A 13835-nucleotide genomic window follows, 5' to 3' on the forward strand; every position below is an offset into this window, starting at 1 on the left:
CGACACACGCGGAAGGTCAGGTCGATGGCGACAGACACGCAGGCAGCTCAGCAGAAGCAGGATCGGGTGGACTTCTGGTTCGATCCGTTGTGCCCGTGGTGCTGGATCACCTCACGGTGGATTCTCGAGGCGGAGCAGGTCCGTCCCATCGACGTGAATTTCCACGTGATGAGCCTCGCCGTGCTCAACGAGGGCAAGGACATCCCGGAGGAGTACCGAGAAGGCCTCAAGAAGGCGTGGCTGCCGGTCCGGGTGATCGCCGCGGCACACGCGCAGAAGGGCGACGAGATCCTTGCGCCGCTGTACACGGCGATGGGCACGCGCATCCACAACAAGGGCATCAAGGATTTCGACCAGGTGATCAGCGAATCACTCGCCGAACTGGATCTGGACGCATCGCTCGCCGACGCCGCCGGCTCGGAGGAGTTCGACGAGTGGATCCGGACCAGCCACCACGAGGGCATGGACAAGGTCGGCGATGACGTCGGCACCCCGACGATCCACGTCAACGGAGTGGCCTTCTTCGGACCGGTGCTGTCGCGGATCCCGCGTGGCGAGACCGCGGGGACAGTCTGGGACGGTGCTGTCGCGCTGTCCTCCTACCCGCACTTCTTCGAGCTCAAGCGCAGCCGCGACGAGGACCCGCAGTTCGACTGATCCGCGTCGGTCAGAGCCGGGGCGGCATCTCGAGACCGTTGGGCAGGACTCCCGGCGGCACCGCGGCGGGATGGGCGGGCGGCGGAATCGGTACGACGTTCCCGCTGCCGACGCCGCGCACGATCGTCTTCGGCCGGAACAACATCGCGCCTGCCCGGGTGCGGTCGCGGAGTGCGGCGGCGCGCCAGGTGAGCACCGGGTGGGAGGCGATGGCGTTGATCGCCCAGGCGAAGAAGCCGCGCTCGTGGGTGGCCCGGTCGGCGAACTGGTCGAAGTCGACCGCGGACAGCATGTACTTGCCGGCCGAGAGCACCCCGATCGCGCCGGGCGCGCCGGACGGTTGTGTGTAGTAGCCGTAGTTGTCCGCGCTGTACTCCTGGGCGCGCGACAACGCCGCCCCGACCACCGGGATGTTCATCCCCACGACGGTGGACAGCTGCCGCCAGTACGAGGTGTGACCGGCGGCGATGTGACCGACCTCGTGGCCGATGATGAACTCCAGCGCTTCGGGGTCGCGCGCACGACCGCCCACCTCGAAGAGGTCGGAGTACACGACGATGTAGCGCCGGAACCCGTGACCGGACGCGAACGCGTTGATCATGCCGTTGCCGAGTACCACGTAGGCGTCGGGCACGTACTCGAGTCCGTAGCGAGCGGCCGCATCGACCACCATCCGGTAGCCCTCGGGGAACTGGCCGGGAGTCATCTGGACGCCGTTGACCCGCGGGCGTGCGTACGTCAGACCTCGGGCGAACAGCAGCACCAGGGGAGCGGCGAGCAGCGCGAGGAAGTACTCGCTGAACTGCCCGGCCACCACCAGCCATACGATTGCGAGGTAGCCGACCAGCGTGATGGCGATGATCACCACGAGCATCGGGATCTCCCACGGATGCAGCCGGGGGCGCAGCGCGTACTGGGCCGGCGGCAGCCAGTAGGCGTCGGGACCGGGCGCGGGTGTCGTCGCTGGTCGATCGGCGTCGGTGCCGGGACGGGCGTCGGCGACGCCGGGAACATTGGGTATCGGCGATTGGGCGTCCACGTGACCAATCTATAGTGACGCCATGCGTGTCTACCTCGGTGCCGACCATGCCGGATTCGAATTGAAGAACACCATCGCCCAGCACCTGACGGCCGGAGGCCACGAGGTGATCGATTGCGGTGCGCACACCTACGACGCGCTGGACGACTATCCGGCGTTCTGTATCGCCGCCGCCGCCCGGACCGTCGCGGATCCGGGCAGCCTGGGGATCGTCCTGGGCGGCAGCGGAAACGGTGAGCAGATCGCGGCGAACAAGGTCCCCGGTGCACGGTGTGCGCTGGCCTGGAGCGTGGAGACCGCGCAACTCGCCCGTCAGCACAACAACGCCCAGCTGATCGGCATCGGCGGCCGTATGCACAGCGAGGAGGAAGCCCTCGCCATCGTCGACGCCTTCCTCTCGACCGCATGGTCGGAGGAGCCACGCCATCAGCGTCGGATCGACATCCTCGCGGAATACGAGGCCACCGGCGAGGCCCCGCCGGTACCCGACGCGAACTGATTCGGTCCCGGTCCGAAGCGCTTCTCGCTCGTGCCCGAAGGCCATACCCTCCACCGGTTGGCTCGTCGACAACAGCGTGTGTTCGGCGGGCAGCGGGTGCATGTCTCCAGTCCCCAGGGACGTTTCGCCGACGGTGCGGCCGTGGTGGACGGACTCGTCTTCGCGAAGGCGGAGGCCTGGGGCAAGCACCTCATCCAGCACTACCGGCCCCCGTCGACGACAGGTCGCGCGGGGCGGCGGATGATCCACGTCCACCTCGGGCTCTACGGTGGCTTCACCGAGGCCCCCGCACCGCTGTCGGCGCCGATCGGTCAGGTCCGCCTGCGGATCGAGGGTGACGAGTTCGGCGCCGACCTCCGTGGGCCGACGGCGTGTGAGCTCTTCACCCCGGCCGACCTCGACGACCTGATACACAGACTGGGCCCCGACCCGCTGCGCAAGGATGCCGACCCGGGACGCGCGGTGTCGGCGATCAGCCGGTCCCGACGACCGATCGGCGCACTGCTGATGGATCAGCGGGTCATCGCGGGCGTCGGGAACGTCTACCGGGCCGAGGTCTTGTTCCGGGCGGGGATCGATCCCTATCGCGATGCCCGGTCGATCGACGCCGAGACGTTCGACGCGATCTGGGCAGACCTGTGCGCGTTGATGCGGATCGGTGTGCGTCGCGGGCGCATCCATGTGATGCGGCCGGCCGATGACCACGGTGCCCCGTCGTACGCCGCGGACCGGCCGCGCACTTACGTCTACCGGCGTGCAGGAGAGCCGTGCCGGATCTGCGGGACCACGGTGAGGATCGCCGAACTCGACGGGCGGAACCTCTACTGGTGTCCCGTCTGCCAGACCTGACGGTGCGGCGTCGAAGGCCTACTGAAAGTGGTTCTGCGTCAGCGTGTTTCGGCGCGCTGCGCCATGACGAGCAGCTCGTCGCGCTGAGTGCGGCTGCCCACCTCGTAGATGCTGTCGTACAGCTTGCGCTGGGCGAACGGGTGGAAACGGGCACGCAGACGTGCGAACGACATGACGGGTACAACTCCTGAATAGATCACTGAGACAACTCCCATTGTCCGTGTTACATCCAGGTAAATCAATCTGACCTGGGGTGATGTGCCTTACGTCGAGCACCGCACTCACAGGGAACCCTCAGCGTCACCCACTGCGAATCACATGCGGCGAGCGCACCATGGTCATATGGGCGGGTATGTGGACGACAGATCGGGCGAGCCGGAGCAGGTCACGCTGCTCGCGGTGGGCGGGACGGGCGAGTCCTTCGTCGGTGACCGGCGGCGCGAGGTGAACGGTCTGCTGCGCGACGTCACGTCCGGCCTCGACGAGCGCTTCCGCTGTCGCTGGATCGGTTATCCGGCCAGCTACGGGCCCGCGCCCCAACTCGACGGGATGAGTTACCTGGAGAGTGTCGCGATCGGCGTCGACGCGCTGCGAGCCGCGCTCGCCGAGACCTCCGGCCCGGTTGCGCTGATCGGGTATTCCCAAGGCGCAGTGGTCATCCGGACGGCCGTGCACGACCTGTACGCGGCCGGCGACCCGTCGGTCGAACGGATTCTCGCGATGGGCTTCGTCGCGGATCCGCATCAGCCGCCGAGGGTCGTCGAGGGCTGCTCGGGCTGGGGGGTCGCGGGAGCGGGACCCGCCCTGCCGCCCGGGACTCCGGCGCATTGGGTCGGCGCACCCGACGACATGATCTGTAACGCGAGCGAGGATTCCTTCATCCGCGACATCGCGGACCTGACCGCGGGGCTTGCCTTCGGCAGGCTCAGGGACTGGTTGATGTTGGTGCGTAATCGGTTGCAGCGCAACGATCTTCAGAATGCACATCGGACGAGCCCAGGATTCTCGCAGATCCGTCGGGACATCACACGGCTGGCGTCGGCCGCGCGGGAGGTCGTCGGGTACCTACCCGATACGCTGGCGTTCCGCGGTCTCGTCGTGCGCAATCGGCGAGGTGGCCGACACACCTCCTACGCGCGTGAACCCTATCGCCGCGCGTCTGTCACCGACCCGGACACCACGGGTTGCCAGGACCTGGCCGCATGGCTGCAGGTCTGCGCCACGTTCTTGCCGGTCGTCTCGTACCCGGGGCCGGCGGACCGTTCACTCGCCGCCTGACCGGGTGTCACCTGCCCAGATGCTTCCACGGTGTTAAATCCCGTCGAACACTGTGCTTCTCGGGTCGTGGCGACGGGCCGCGGGGGAGAAACTGATCGATGGGTATCCGTGCCGGGCGCACTCGCGCGCTCGTGCGCCCATCGCATCGAGTGGAGACAGTCAGCGTGGATCATTACGACGTGGTCGTCATCGGGTCCGGCCCGGCAGGACAGAAGGCCGCGATCGCGGCCGCCAAACTGGGGAAGAAGGCGGCGATCGTCGAGCGCCGCGACATGGTCGGCGGGGTGTGCATCAACACCGGCACGATTCCGTCCAAGACGCTCCGGGAAGCGGTGCTCTATCTGTCGGGACTCAATCAGCGTGAACTCTACGGGCAATCGTATCGGCTGAAATCCGACATCACGGTCACCGATCTGGCCGCGCGGACGATGCACGTCGTCGGCAAGGAGATCGACGTCATCCAGAGTCAGCTGGCCCGGAACTCGGTGCGGATGCTCATCGGTAGTGCGCATTTCGTCGACTCCCACGAGATCGCCATCGAGGACGCCACCGGCGACCTGAAACGTGTCACCGCCGACCATGTCGTGATCGCGGTCGGCACCCGGCCCGCGCGGCCCACCAGCGTCGACTTCGATGGCATCACCGTCGTCGACTCCGACCAGATCCTCGACATGGACCGCGTGCCCGGGTCGATGGTCGTGGTCGGCGCGGGTGTCATCGGCATCGAGTACGCGTCGATGTTCGCCGCCCTCGGCACCAAGGTCACGGTGATCGAGCAGCGTCCCACCATGCTCGACTTCTGCGACCGCGAGATCGTCGAGGCGCTGCAGTACCAGCTGCGCGAACGCGGTGTCACGTTCCGGTTCGGCGAACATGTCAAGACCGTCGAGACGCATCCCTCGGGAACGCTGACCATCCTGGAGTCCGGGAAGAAGATCCCGGCCGACACCGTGCTGTACTCGGCCGGCCGGCAGGGCGTCTCCGACGAACTCCGGGTGGAGGCCGCCGGTTTGACCGCGGACGCGCGTGGGCGACTGAAGGTCGACGAACATTTCCGCACCGCGGTCGATCACATCTACGCCGTCGGCGACATCATCGGTTTCCCGGCGCTGGCGGCGACGTCGATGGAACAGGGGCGTCGCGCCGCGTATCACGCGTTCGACGAACCGGTGGGCGCGACCGACGAGGACCTGCAGCCGATCGGCATCTACGCGATCCCGGAGATCAGCTATGTCGGCAAGACCGAGGATCAACTGACCACGGCGAACATCCCGTTCGAGGTGGGTGTCGCGCGATATCGGGAACTCGCCCGCGGCGCGATCATGGGCGACTCGTACGGAATGCTCAAATTGCTGGTGCACGCGGAGGAGCGCACGCTGCTCGGCGTCCATGCCTTCGGCAGCAATGCGGCCGAGTTGGTGCACATCGGGCAGACGGTGATGGGTTTGTCGGGCACCGTCGACTACCTGGTGGACGCGGTGTTCAACTATCCGACCCTGGCCGAGGGCTACAAGGTGGCGGCGCTGGACGCGTCGAACAAGATGCGTGCGATCGCCAAGGTGCGGGCGGCCGGGCAGCGATTGGATCTCGAGGACGGCTCGGCGGCCGTCGGCTGAGCATCCGGTGGCCGAAGGGCCCGGATGACCAATAGACGTAGAAGTGCCCGGTCCGTGGGGACCGGGCACTTCTCGTTGTTCAGCGTCGGCGCTACGCGCTCAGTTGCCGGTGTACTTCGGTCCGATGGTGCCGCGGACCACGATCGGGGTGTCCCGCGGGATCGTGTTGAAGACCCACTTGCCGTTCTCGGTGCTGATGTTGATGCAGCCATGGCTGGCGTTGCTGCGACCCTGCTGGGCGACCGACCACGGCGCGGCGTGGATGAAGATGCCGTCCCAGGACATGCGGGTCGCGTACTCGACGTAGGTGCGGTAGCCCTCCGCGGAGTCGACCGGGACGCCGTACGTGGACGAGTCCATGTACATGTCGCGGTACTTCTCCTTGGTGTGGTAGACGCCGTTCGGTGTGGGGTGCGCGTTGGAGCCCATCGAGATCGGCATCTGCTTGACCTGGTTGCCGTTGTGCCACCAGGTGATCTGGTGTGTCGCATCGTCGGCCAGGGCGATCCAGCCCGTCGAGGTCTTCACGGTGGGGATCGCGGGGCCCTTGGGGGTCTCCGGCGTGGACGGTGTCGGCTCCGGCGTGGGAGTGGACTTCGGCGTCGACGGCGCGCCCGGAATCTGCGGCGCTCCCGGGATGTCCGGGATCGTCAGCGGCGGCAGTCCCGGAATGGGAGTGACGGTCGTGGGAGCCGCGCCGGCAGCGATCGGCAAGGCGAGCATCACGGCGAGCACACCGATCACGGCGGTGAGTGCACGTCGAGTCAGGCCGCGTCGAGCGCGGCGAGAAGGCTTCGTTGTCAACACGGAGAGACCTTTGCAGTTTGAGTTACTGAAGCGCATCCCCCGGAGCGCTCAACCATCGTTACACAAACGTTGTCATCGGGCCAAAGCCGGAACGTCGAACAGTGGACCAACTCCGGCCGACACGGGGACCAACGACTCGAACTGCGTGGTGATCGGGGCAAGCGACCCAGTCATGTGACAACCATCACAACCAATCGCGAAGCCCCGTGTCGGGCCGGTCACCGTTATCCGGCCGCGATCTACGGGCCGGATCGATGCGATCAGCAGTTGCTGGGCGCCGGCTTTCCGTCGAAGCGGTCGGTCAGATAACCGAACGCGGGCAGCATACCGATGACGGCCGCGGACAGATGATCCGGCGACGGCGTCAGGAGTCGCTGAACCCGTGCGCCGGCCCGGCAGTACCGATTGAGCGTGTAGTCGATGGACGACACGGGGATGAGGACGTCGGTCGGGCTGTGCCACTCGAAGATCGGGGTCCGCGGGATGCCGGGATAGAGCGACAGGCTGTTGGCCTCGACGACCTTGCGCGCGTCCTTGTTGTCGAAGATCGCGCGGCCGCCGATGGTGACCTGCTGGGCGTCGTGGCCCGCGCCCAGTCGAAGGATGTCGTTCGTGCACGCGTTGCGCATTCCGGCGTACATCTGCTTGCCGAGTGGCGACAGGTACTTCCGGATCGGGATCTGCTCCGGGTACTCGCGGGACACGCCGATGGCCGCGGCGAACGCGAGCCCGAAGGCCGGGTGCGGGTTGTTGTAACCGAGTCCCTCCGCCATCTTGATCAGGTTCATCGGTACGCCGCCATACGCGGCACCGACGATGTTCAGGTCCGGCGCGTACTTCGGTGCGAGCGCGGCGGCCCAGGCCGTCGCCATGCCGCCCCCGGAGTAGCCGGCGAGACCGACCCGGCTCTTGGCGACCCGTGCGGGCCCGAACCGTTGCACCGCACGGATCCCGTCCAGGGTGATCTGACCGCCGAGCTTGGCAGCTCCGTACGAACTGCGCGGTCCGAGATGATCCGGGATCGCCACGGTCCAGCCGCGCTGCAGTGCGACGTTGAGGCCGGGGGCCTCGCGGATCATCAGGTTCGGGTCCTGGGTCCACAACGCCTGCGACGGCGCACAGGCCAGGCCGGTGGCATTGATGATGTGCTGGAAGGAGAGCAGCGGGCCGTTCGCGCGATGGCGGTTGGGCACGAGCACCGTCGTCACCGCCGAGATGGGTTTGCCCAGGCTGTCAGAGGAACGGAACTTGATCTGGAATGTGTGGACGTCGAAGAAGGCCGGCGGATTCGGGCGGGCGCGCACGGCGATGACGTCGCCGGGCTCGAACCTGGCGATGTTGCCGGGGATCGAGTAGAAGCTGTCCGGTAGGGGCGACGGCATGGCGACATCATCGGCGGCGGCGGGGCCGGCACCGGCGACAACACCCCCGGCGACCATCGAGAGCGCGGCCGCGGTGGCGACGAATCCCCGGCGCAACGCCGACCTGTGTCGATTGGGTGGCGGTGTACGCCGGATGGTCGCGGTCATGATTCCCCCATGGACTTCGGTGTCGGGCTGACTTCGGGCGACGGCGTCCACCCCCACAGGTGTTGTAAATACCGTCGGTCCAATCATGCGGCACGAACCGAAAAAATCAACGGGTGGGCCCGATTTTGTTACCCGCAAGTAAGAACCGCGTGCGGCGATGAGGCACGCACGATGCGTGCGAGGTCAGGCGTGTTGCGGGTGCTCGGTCCGCAGATGGCGGGCCGGCTCGGAGCACGACTCGTCGCGGCACACGAGCATGACATCAACCCTGCCCGGGCCGGTTTCGGTCGAGGTGACGTCCTTGCGGACGTACAGATTCGCCCCACAGCTCGGGCACTTGCGCTGGCTCTTCGAATGGCTGGACGACATGACCCAAGACTACGCCCGATGTGGCGTGGATCACAGGAGGTGATGGCCCCTGTGGCGGTGGTCCCGGCGGCGTCGAGCCGGTCGATCGACGTTGTGGAGCGGGTGACGGGAATCGAACCCGCGTAGCTAGTTTGGAAGACTAGGGCTCTACCATTGAGCTACACCCGCGTGCCGCGTCACCCATGGGATCGCCACCGGCGTCGCGTGCGGACAAGACTGTACCCGGTGGGGTCGGCCAACCTGAAATCGGCCGATCGGACCGGCGATCGCGTGCGCCGAAGGTGCACCCGTTTGGGTGGGCGACGACCTGCCACGTACTATCTTCTGTTGGCCCTGCTCCACGTTTCCGCCGGTCTCCGGTGTGCGCTGCGACGGGGGTCGACCGGGATGTGGCGCAGCTTGGTAGCGCATCCGCTTTGGGAGCGGAGGGTCGCAGGTTCAAATCCTGTCATCCCGACTCGGGTGACGGTTCCATCGTCACCGGCACACGTGTCATCACCCGACGCAGAAATGCAGATGTAAGGAGCAGGCGTGAAGAGCACCGTCGAGCAGCTGAGCCCGACCCGAGTGAAGCTCAATGTCGAAGTCCCATTCGAGGAGCTGTCCGGAGAGTTCGACCGGGCCTACAAGTCGCTGGCCCAGCAGATCCGGATTCCGGGCTTCCGGCCGGGCAAGGCGCCCGCGAAGCTGATCGAGGCCCGCGTCGGCCGCGATTCGATCCTCGCGCAGGTGGTCAACGACGCGTTGCCGTCGAAGTACTCGCAGGCCGTTGACGAGACCGAGACCAAGGCCATCGGTCAGCCCGAGATCGATCTCGCCGAACTCGTCTACGGCGAGACCGTCACGTTCACCGCCGAGGTCGACGTCCGTCCGACCATCGAGCTGCCCGACTACTCGACCCTGGCGGTCGAGGTCGACGCCATCGAGGTCGACGATTCCGCGGTCGACGAGGAGATCGAGGGCCTGCGCGCCCGTTTCGGCACCCTGCAGGGCGTCGAGCGTGGCGCCGAGAACGGTGACTTCGTCTCGATCGATCTCGCCGCCACCGTCGACGGTGAGCCCGTCGACGAGGCCTCCACCGAGGGCCTGTCCCACGAGGTCGGCTCCGGTCAGCTGATCGACGGACTCGACGACGCGCTCGTCGGCCTGAAGGCCGGCGACACCAAGGTGTTCCCGACGAAGCTGGTCGCCGGCGACCACGTCGGTGAAGAGGCCCAGGTGACGGTGACCGTCAACTCCGTCAAGGAGCGCGAACTGCCCGAACTCGACGACGAGTTCGCCCAGATGGCCAGCGAGTTCGACACGGTCGCCGAGTTGCGCGAGAGCCTCGCCGACCAGGTCAAGCAGTCCAAGAAGGTCGAGCAGGCCAACGCCATCCGCGACAAGGTCCTCGAGAAGCTCCTGGAGACCGTCGAGATCCCGCTGCCGGAGAAGGTCGTCGACGACGAGATCGAGGGCCAGCAGCATCAGGTGATCCACGCCCTCGGACACGATGACGAGCAGCTCGCCAAGTTCCTCGAGGCGCAGGGCACCACTCGTGAGGAGTGGGACGCCGAGGCCCGCGAATCGGCCGAGAAGTCGGTCAAGACCCAACTGCTGCTCGATGCGATCGCCGATCAGCAGGAGACCGAGGTCGGACAGGACGAGCTGACCCAGCAGATCCTGTTCCAGGCCCAGCGGTACGGCATGCAGCCGCAGGAGTTCATCCAGCAACTGCAGAACGCCGGACAGGTCGGTGCGGTCTACGCCGACGTCCGCCGAGGCAAGGCGCTGGCCGGCATCGTGTCCGACGTCGCCGTCACCGACAGCAATGGCACCGCCGTCGAGACCGACGAGTTCTTCGGCAAGAACGATGCCGACGAGGACGCAACCGACGACGAGAACGCCGAGAGCTGAGCCTGCACACATCGTTGGTCGAACAGCCGGAGCCGGGTGCCACACCCGACGCCGGCTGTTCTGCTCTCAGCGAAGACCGGTGCCACGGGGACTGTCTGCCCCGCGGCATTGGTTAGTGTCGGTGAGGACCTCGAGACGATCCGGGCGACCGGCCCCGATCATCTCGAGACGAAACACCTGGACCCGGAAACCGGTTGACGCGGCAGCTGTCGCATGTCACCACGACACACAAAGGTAGGAACTGTGAGTGAGCCGACCATCTCCACACCAACGCTGAGTTCGGGAGCGTCCGGGCTGAACCTGACGGATTCCGTCTTCGAGCGACTGCTTCGGGAGCGCATCATCTTCCTCGGCACGCAGGTCGACGACGACATCGCGAACCGACTGTGCGCGCAGATCCTGCTGCTCGCCGCCGAGGATCCGACGCGCGACATCCACCTCTACATCAACTCGCCCGGTGGCTCGGTCACCGCTGGCATGGCCATCTTCGACACCATGCAGCTCGCCGAGTGCGACGTCGCCACCTACGCCATGGGCATGGCGGCGTCGATGGGCCAGTTCCTGCTCGCGGCGGGCACCCCCGGCAAGCGTCACGCGCTGCCGCACGCGCGCATCATGATGCACCAGCCGTCGGCGGGCATCGGCGGCACCGCGGCGGACATCGCCATCCAGGCCGAGCAGTTCGCGGCCACCAAGAAGGAGATGAACCGCCTCAACGCGGAGTTCAGTGGTCAGCCGCTGGAGAAGATCGAGGCCGACGCCGACCGCGACAAGTGGTTCACCGCGGATGAGGCCAAGGACTACGGACTGGTCGATCACGTGGTCACCCGCGCATCGGTGAGCCCGTCCTGATCCGTCCCGCCCATCCCGACCACCGAGGCCCCGGCCCGACAAGGCCATTGACCAAGCAACGGAGCACAAGATGACCAACTCCAGCTCGCTCGACTCCCAGTTCCTGGACTCGCTGCCGGCCGACGTCGCCGCCGGTATCCCGACGTCGGCGCTCGCCCTGCGGAGCATCGAGGCGCGCTACATCCTCCCGCAGTTCATCGAGCACACGCCGAACGGCCAGCGTCAGTACGACCCCTACGCGAAGCTGTTCGAAGAGCGCATCGTCTTCGTCGGCACGCCCATCGATCAGACGGTGGCCAACGACGTCATGGCGCAGCTGCTCGTGCTCGAGTCGCAGGACCCCGACCGCGACATCACGATGTACGTGAACTCGCCCGGTGGCAGCGTGCCGGACATGCTCGCGATCTACGACACGATGCAATACGTGCACTGCGACATCGTGACGGTCTGCCTCGGCGAGGCGGCATCTGCCGCGGCCATCCTGCTCGCCGGCGGCACCCCCGGTAAGCGCGCGGCGCTGCCGAACGCGACGATCCTCATCCATCAGCCGCGCACCGGTGGCGCCTACCAGGGCCAGGTCTCCGACCTCGAGATCCAGGCGGCCGAGATCGAGCGCATCCGCAACCGGCTCGACGAGATCCTGGCCGGACACACCGGCCAGGACCCGGCGAAGATCCGCAAGGACACCGACCGTGACAACATCCTGACCGCCGAGGCGGCCAAGGAGTACGGGATCATCGACGAGGTCTTCGAATATCGCAAGAAGTCGTTCCGCAAGACCTCGCACTGACGTGCAGGCACGCACATCGGTCCGACACGCCGGGTCGATGTGCGTGCCCAACGTCGCGGCGAGCGGTCATCCTTGACGTCTGCGCCGGAGTTCTCGCGGACGGCACGGTGACCATGACGGCGAGATGACAACCACAGAGACGTAAGACGACCGAAACTACGCGGACGACATTTGTCCTTATCGGTCGAAGTTCGGGCGGCACGCGGGTACCGTCGGGTTACTGGGCGAACCGAATGTCGAGCGGTGGCCCATGCCCGGGTGCTCACGGAGACTCCTCCGTCGATGACGACCGGAGCAACGAGGAAGGTACATACACGAGATGGCACGAATCGGAGACGGTGGCGATCTGCTCAAGTGCTCTTTCTGCGGAAAGAGTCAGAAGCAGGTCAAGAAGCTGATCGCCGGACCCGGCGTGTACATCTGCGATGAGTGCATCGACCTGTGCAACGAGATCATCGAGGAGGAACTCGCCGAGAACGGCGACGTGAAACTCGACGAGCTGCCCAAGCCGGTCGAGATCCGCGACTTCCTCGAGAACTACGTCATCGGCCAGGACACCGCCAAGCGGACCCTCGCCGTCGCGGTCTACAACCATTACAAGCGCATCCAGGCCGGGGAGAAGAAGGATTCGCGGACCGGCGAGACCGTCGAACTCGCGAAATCGAACATCCTCATGCTCGGCCCGACGGGCTGCGGCAAGACCTACCTGGCACAGACCCTCGCCAAGATGCTCAACGTGCCGTTCGCCATCGCCGACGCCACCGCGTTGACCGAGGCGGGCTATGTGGGCGAGGACGTCGAGAACATCCTGCTGAAGCTGATCCAGGCCGCCGACTACGACGTCAAGCGCGCCGAGACCGGCATCATCTACATCGACGAGGTCGACAAGATCGCCCGCAAGAGCGAGAATCCGTCGATCACGCGCGACGTCTCCGGCGAAGGTGTGCAGCAGGCACTGCTGAAAATCCTCGAGGGCACCCAGGCGTCGGTGCCGCCGCAGGGCGGGCGCAAGCACCCGCACCAGGAGTTCATCCAGATCGACACCACCAACGTGCTGTTCATCGTCGCGGGTGCGTTCGCCGGACTGGAGAAGATCGTGTCCGAGCGGATCGGCAAGCGCGGCATCGGTTTCGGCAACGAGGTCACGAGCAAGGACGAGGTCGACACCTCGGATCACTTCGCCGAGGTCATGCCGGAGGACCTGATCAAGTTCGGGTTGATCCCCGAGTTCATCGGTCGTCTGCCGGTCGTCGCATCGGTGACCAACCTGGACAAGGAATCGCTCGTGAGCATCCTGTCCGAGCCGAAGAACGCGCTGGTGAAGCAGTACACCAAGCTCTTCGAGATGGACAACGTCGAACTCGAGTTCTCCCACGACGCGCTCGAGGCGGTCGCCGACCAGGCGATCCACCGCGGGACCGGTGCGCGTGGTCTCCGCGCGATCATGGAGGAAGTCCTCCTGCCGGTGATGTACGACATTCCCAGCCGTGACGACGTCGAGAAGGTCGTCGTGACAGGGGAGACGGTGCGCGACAACGTGCTCCCGACGATCGTGCCACGCAAAGACAATCGCGACGAGCGGCGCGACAAGACCGCCTGACCGACACCGCCTGAACGGCACGACACGCAGAACTCCCAGAAGCCCCGCGCTTCT

14 protein-coding genes and 2 tRNA genes are annotated in these 13835 nt (G+C 66.3%); 10 read left to right on the forward strand and 6 right to left on the reverse strand.

Translation table 11 applies throughout. The features are described from left to right. The first annotated feature begins 24 nt into the window (after positions 1-24). Positions 25-657, forward strand: a complete 633-nt coding sequence (locus D7316_RS02680) for a mycothiol-dependent nitroreductase Rv2466c family protein (RefSeq protein ID WP_124706925.1) — start codon at positions 25-27, stop codon at positions 655-657. Positions 658-667: 10 nt separating this feature from the next. Here D7316_RS02680 and D7316_RS02685 read toward each other — a convergent pair whose 3' ends face one another. Further along, complete coding sequence (locus tag D7316_RS02685; RefSeq protein WP_124706926.1) at positions 668-1696, reverse strand: M48 family metallopeptidase; 1029 nt, start codon at positions 1694-1696, stop codon at positions 668-670. 22 nt (positions 1697-1718) lie between these two features. Between D7316_RS02685 and D7316_RS02690 the strand changes: the two genes are divergently transcribed. Together D7316_RS02690 and D7316_RS02695 are read left to right on the forward strand one after the other, a co-directional pair. Then, entirely contained in the window at positions 1719-2195 is a 477-nt protein-coding gene (locus D7316_RS02690) for a ribose-5-phosphate isomerase (RefSeq protein WP_124706927.1), read from the forward strand. A gap of 30 nt (positions 2196-2225) precedes the next feature. After that, complete coding sequence (locus D7316_RS02695) at positions 2226-3044, forward strand: Fpg/Nei family DNA glycosylase (protein ID WP_124706928.1); 819 nt, start codon at positions 2226-2228, stop codon at positions 3042-3044. A gap of 38 nt (positions 3045-3082) precedes the next feature. Here the strand turns inward: D7316_RS02695 and D7316_RS27590 are convergent, their stop codons facing one another. Then, positions 3083-3217: a hypothetical protein gene (locus D7316_RS27590; protein ID WP_269462482.1), complete on the reverse strand. Its 135-nt coding sequence runs from the start codon at positions 3215-3217 to the stop codon at positions 3083-3085. A gap of 169 nt (positions 3218-3386) precedes the next feature. Here D7316_RS27590 and D7316_RS02700 point away from each other — a divergent pair, with 169 nt between their 5' ends. Together D7316_RS02700 and sthA are read left to right on the forward strand one after the other, a co-directional pair. Next, the gene (locus tag D7316_RS02700; protein WP_124706929.1) at positions 3387-4322 is read left to right on the forward strand and encodes a PE-PPE domain-containing protein; all 936 of its coding nucleotides are present in this window, start codon (positions 3387-3389) and stop codon (positions 4320-4322) included. A gap of 164 nt (positions 4323-4486) precedes the next feature. Beyond that, positions 4487-5938: a Si-specific NAD(P)(+) transhydrogenase gene (gene sthA, locus D7316_RS02705; protein WP_124706930.1), complete on the forward strand. Its 1452-nt coding sequence runs from the start codon at positions 4487-4489 to the stop codon at positions 5936-5938. 99 nt (positions 5939-6037) lie between these two features. Here the strand turns inward: sthA and D7316_RS02710 are convergent, their stop codons facing one another. The 4 genes from D7316_RS02710 to D7316_RS02725 all read right to left on the reverse strand — a co-directional run bounded on the left by D7316_RS02710 (position 6038) and on the right by D7316_RS02725 (position 8811). After that, positions 6038-6745: a L,D-transpeptidase gene (locus tag D7316_RS02710; protein ID WP_124706931.1), complete on the reverse strand. Its 708-nt coding sequence runs from the start codon at positions 6743-6745 to the stop codon at positions 6038-6040. A 260-nt stretch (positions 6746-7005) separates the two neighbouring features. After that, entirely contained in the window at positions 7006-8274 is a 1269-nt protein-coding gene (locus tag D7316_RS02715; RefSeq protein ID WP_124706932.1) for a lipase family protein, read from the reverse strand. A 183-nt stretch (positions 8275-8457) separates the two neighbouring features. Further along, a complete protein-coding gene (locus tag D7316_RS02720; protein ID WP_124706933.1) occupies positions 8458-8643 on the reverse strand; it encodes a hypothetical protein in 186 nt (61 codons plus the stop codon). Between the two features lie 94 nt (positions 8644-8737). Further along, a tRNA-Gly gene (locus tag D7316_RS02725) sits at positions 8738-8811 on the reverse strand. Positions 8812-9026: 215 nt separating this feature from the next. Here D7316_RS02725 and D7316_RS02730 point away from each other — a divergent pair. From D7316_RS02730 to clpX, 5 genes are all read left to right on the forward strand, one after another. Next, positions 9027-9100: transfer RNA gene (locus D7316_RS02730), tRNA-Pro, on the forward strand. Positions 9101-9174: 74 nt separating this feature from the next. Then, the gene (gene tig, locus D7316_RS02735) at positions 9175-10539 is read left to right on the forward strand and encodes a trigger factor (RefSeq protein WP_124706934.1); all 1365 of its coding nucleotides are present in this window, start codon (positions 9175-9177) and stop codon (positions 10537-10539) included. A 243-nt stretch (positions 10540-10782) separates the two neighbouring features. After that, positions 10783-11391 carry an ATP-dependent Clp protease proteolytic subunit gene (locus D7316_RS02740; protein WP_124706935.1) on the forward strand — a complete coding sequence of 203 codons (609 nt, stop codon included), beginning with the start codon at positions 10783-10785 and terminating at the stop codon, positions 11389-11391. Positions 11392-11461: 70 nt separating this feature from the next. After that, positions 11462-12181 (forward strand): ATP-dependent Clp protease proteolytic subunit, encoded by a 720-nt coding sequence (locus tag D7316_RS02745; RefSeq protein WP_124706936.1) that lies wholly within the window; start codon positions 11462-11464, stop codon positions 12179-12181. A 319-nt stretch (positions 12182-12500) separates the two neighbouring features. Next, on the forward strand, positions 12501-13781 hold the full coding sequence (clpX, locus tag D7316_RS02750; protein ID WP_124706937.1) for an ATP-dependent Clp protease ATP-binding subunit ClpX: 1281 nt from the start codon (positions 12501-12503) through the stop codon (positions 13779-13781). The last annotated feature ends 54 nt before the right edge of the window (positions 13782-13835 follow it).

Source organism: Gordonia insulae (genome assembly GCF_003855095.1).
In the GTDB taxonomy this organism is placed as follows: Bacteria; Actinomycetota; Actinomycetes; order Mycobacteriales; family Mycobacteriaceae; genus Gordonia; species Gordonia insulae.

Bases quoted from the DNA above. Each gene is read 5' to 3' on its own strand.
- D7316_RS02720 (WP_124706933.1), bottom strand. From the start codon at position 8,643: ATGTCGTCCAGCCATTCGAAGAGCCAGCGCAAGTGCCCGAGCTGTGGG.
- D7316_RS02700 (WP_124706929.1), top strand. From the start codon at position 3,387: ATGGGCGGGTATGTGGACGACAGATCGGGCGAGCCGGAGCAGGTCACG.
- D7316_RS02680 (WP_124706925.1), top strand. From the start codon at position 25: ATGGCGACAGACACGCAGGCAGCTCAGCAGAAGCAGGATCGGGTGGAC.
- D7316_RS02745 (WP_124706936.1), top strand. From the start codon at position 11,462: ATGACCAACTCCAGCTCGCTCGACTCCCAGTTCCTGGACTCGCTGCCG.
- D7316_RS02690 (WP_124706927.1), top strand. From the start codon at position 1,719: ATGCGTGTCTACCTCGGTGCCGACCATGCCGGATTCGAATTGAAGAAC.
- D7316_RS02715 (WP_124706932.1), bottom strand. From the start codon at position 8,274: ATGACCGCGACCATCCGGCGTACACCGCCACCCAATCGACACAGGTCG.
- D7316_RS27590 (WP_269462482.1), bottom strand. From the start codon at position 3,217: ATGTCGTTCGCACGTCTGCGTGCCCGTTTCCACCCGTTCGCCCAGCGC.
- clpX (WP_124706937.1), top strand. From the start codon at position 12,501: ATGGCACGAATCGGAGACGGTGGCGATCTGCTCAAGTGCTCTTTCTGC.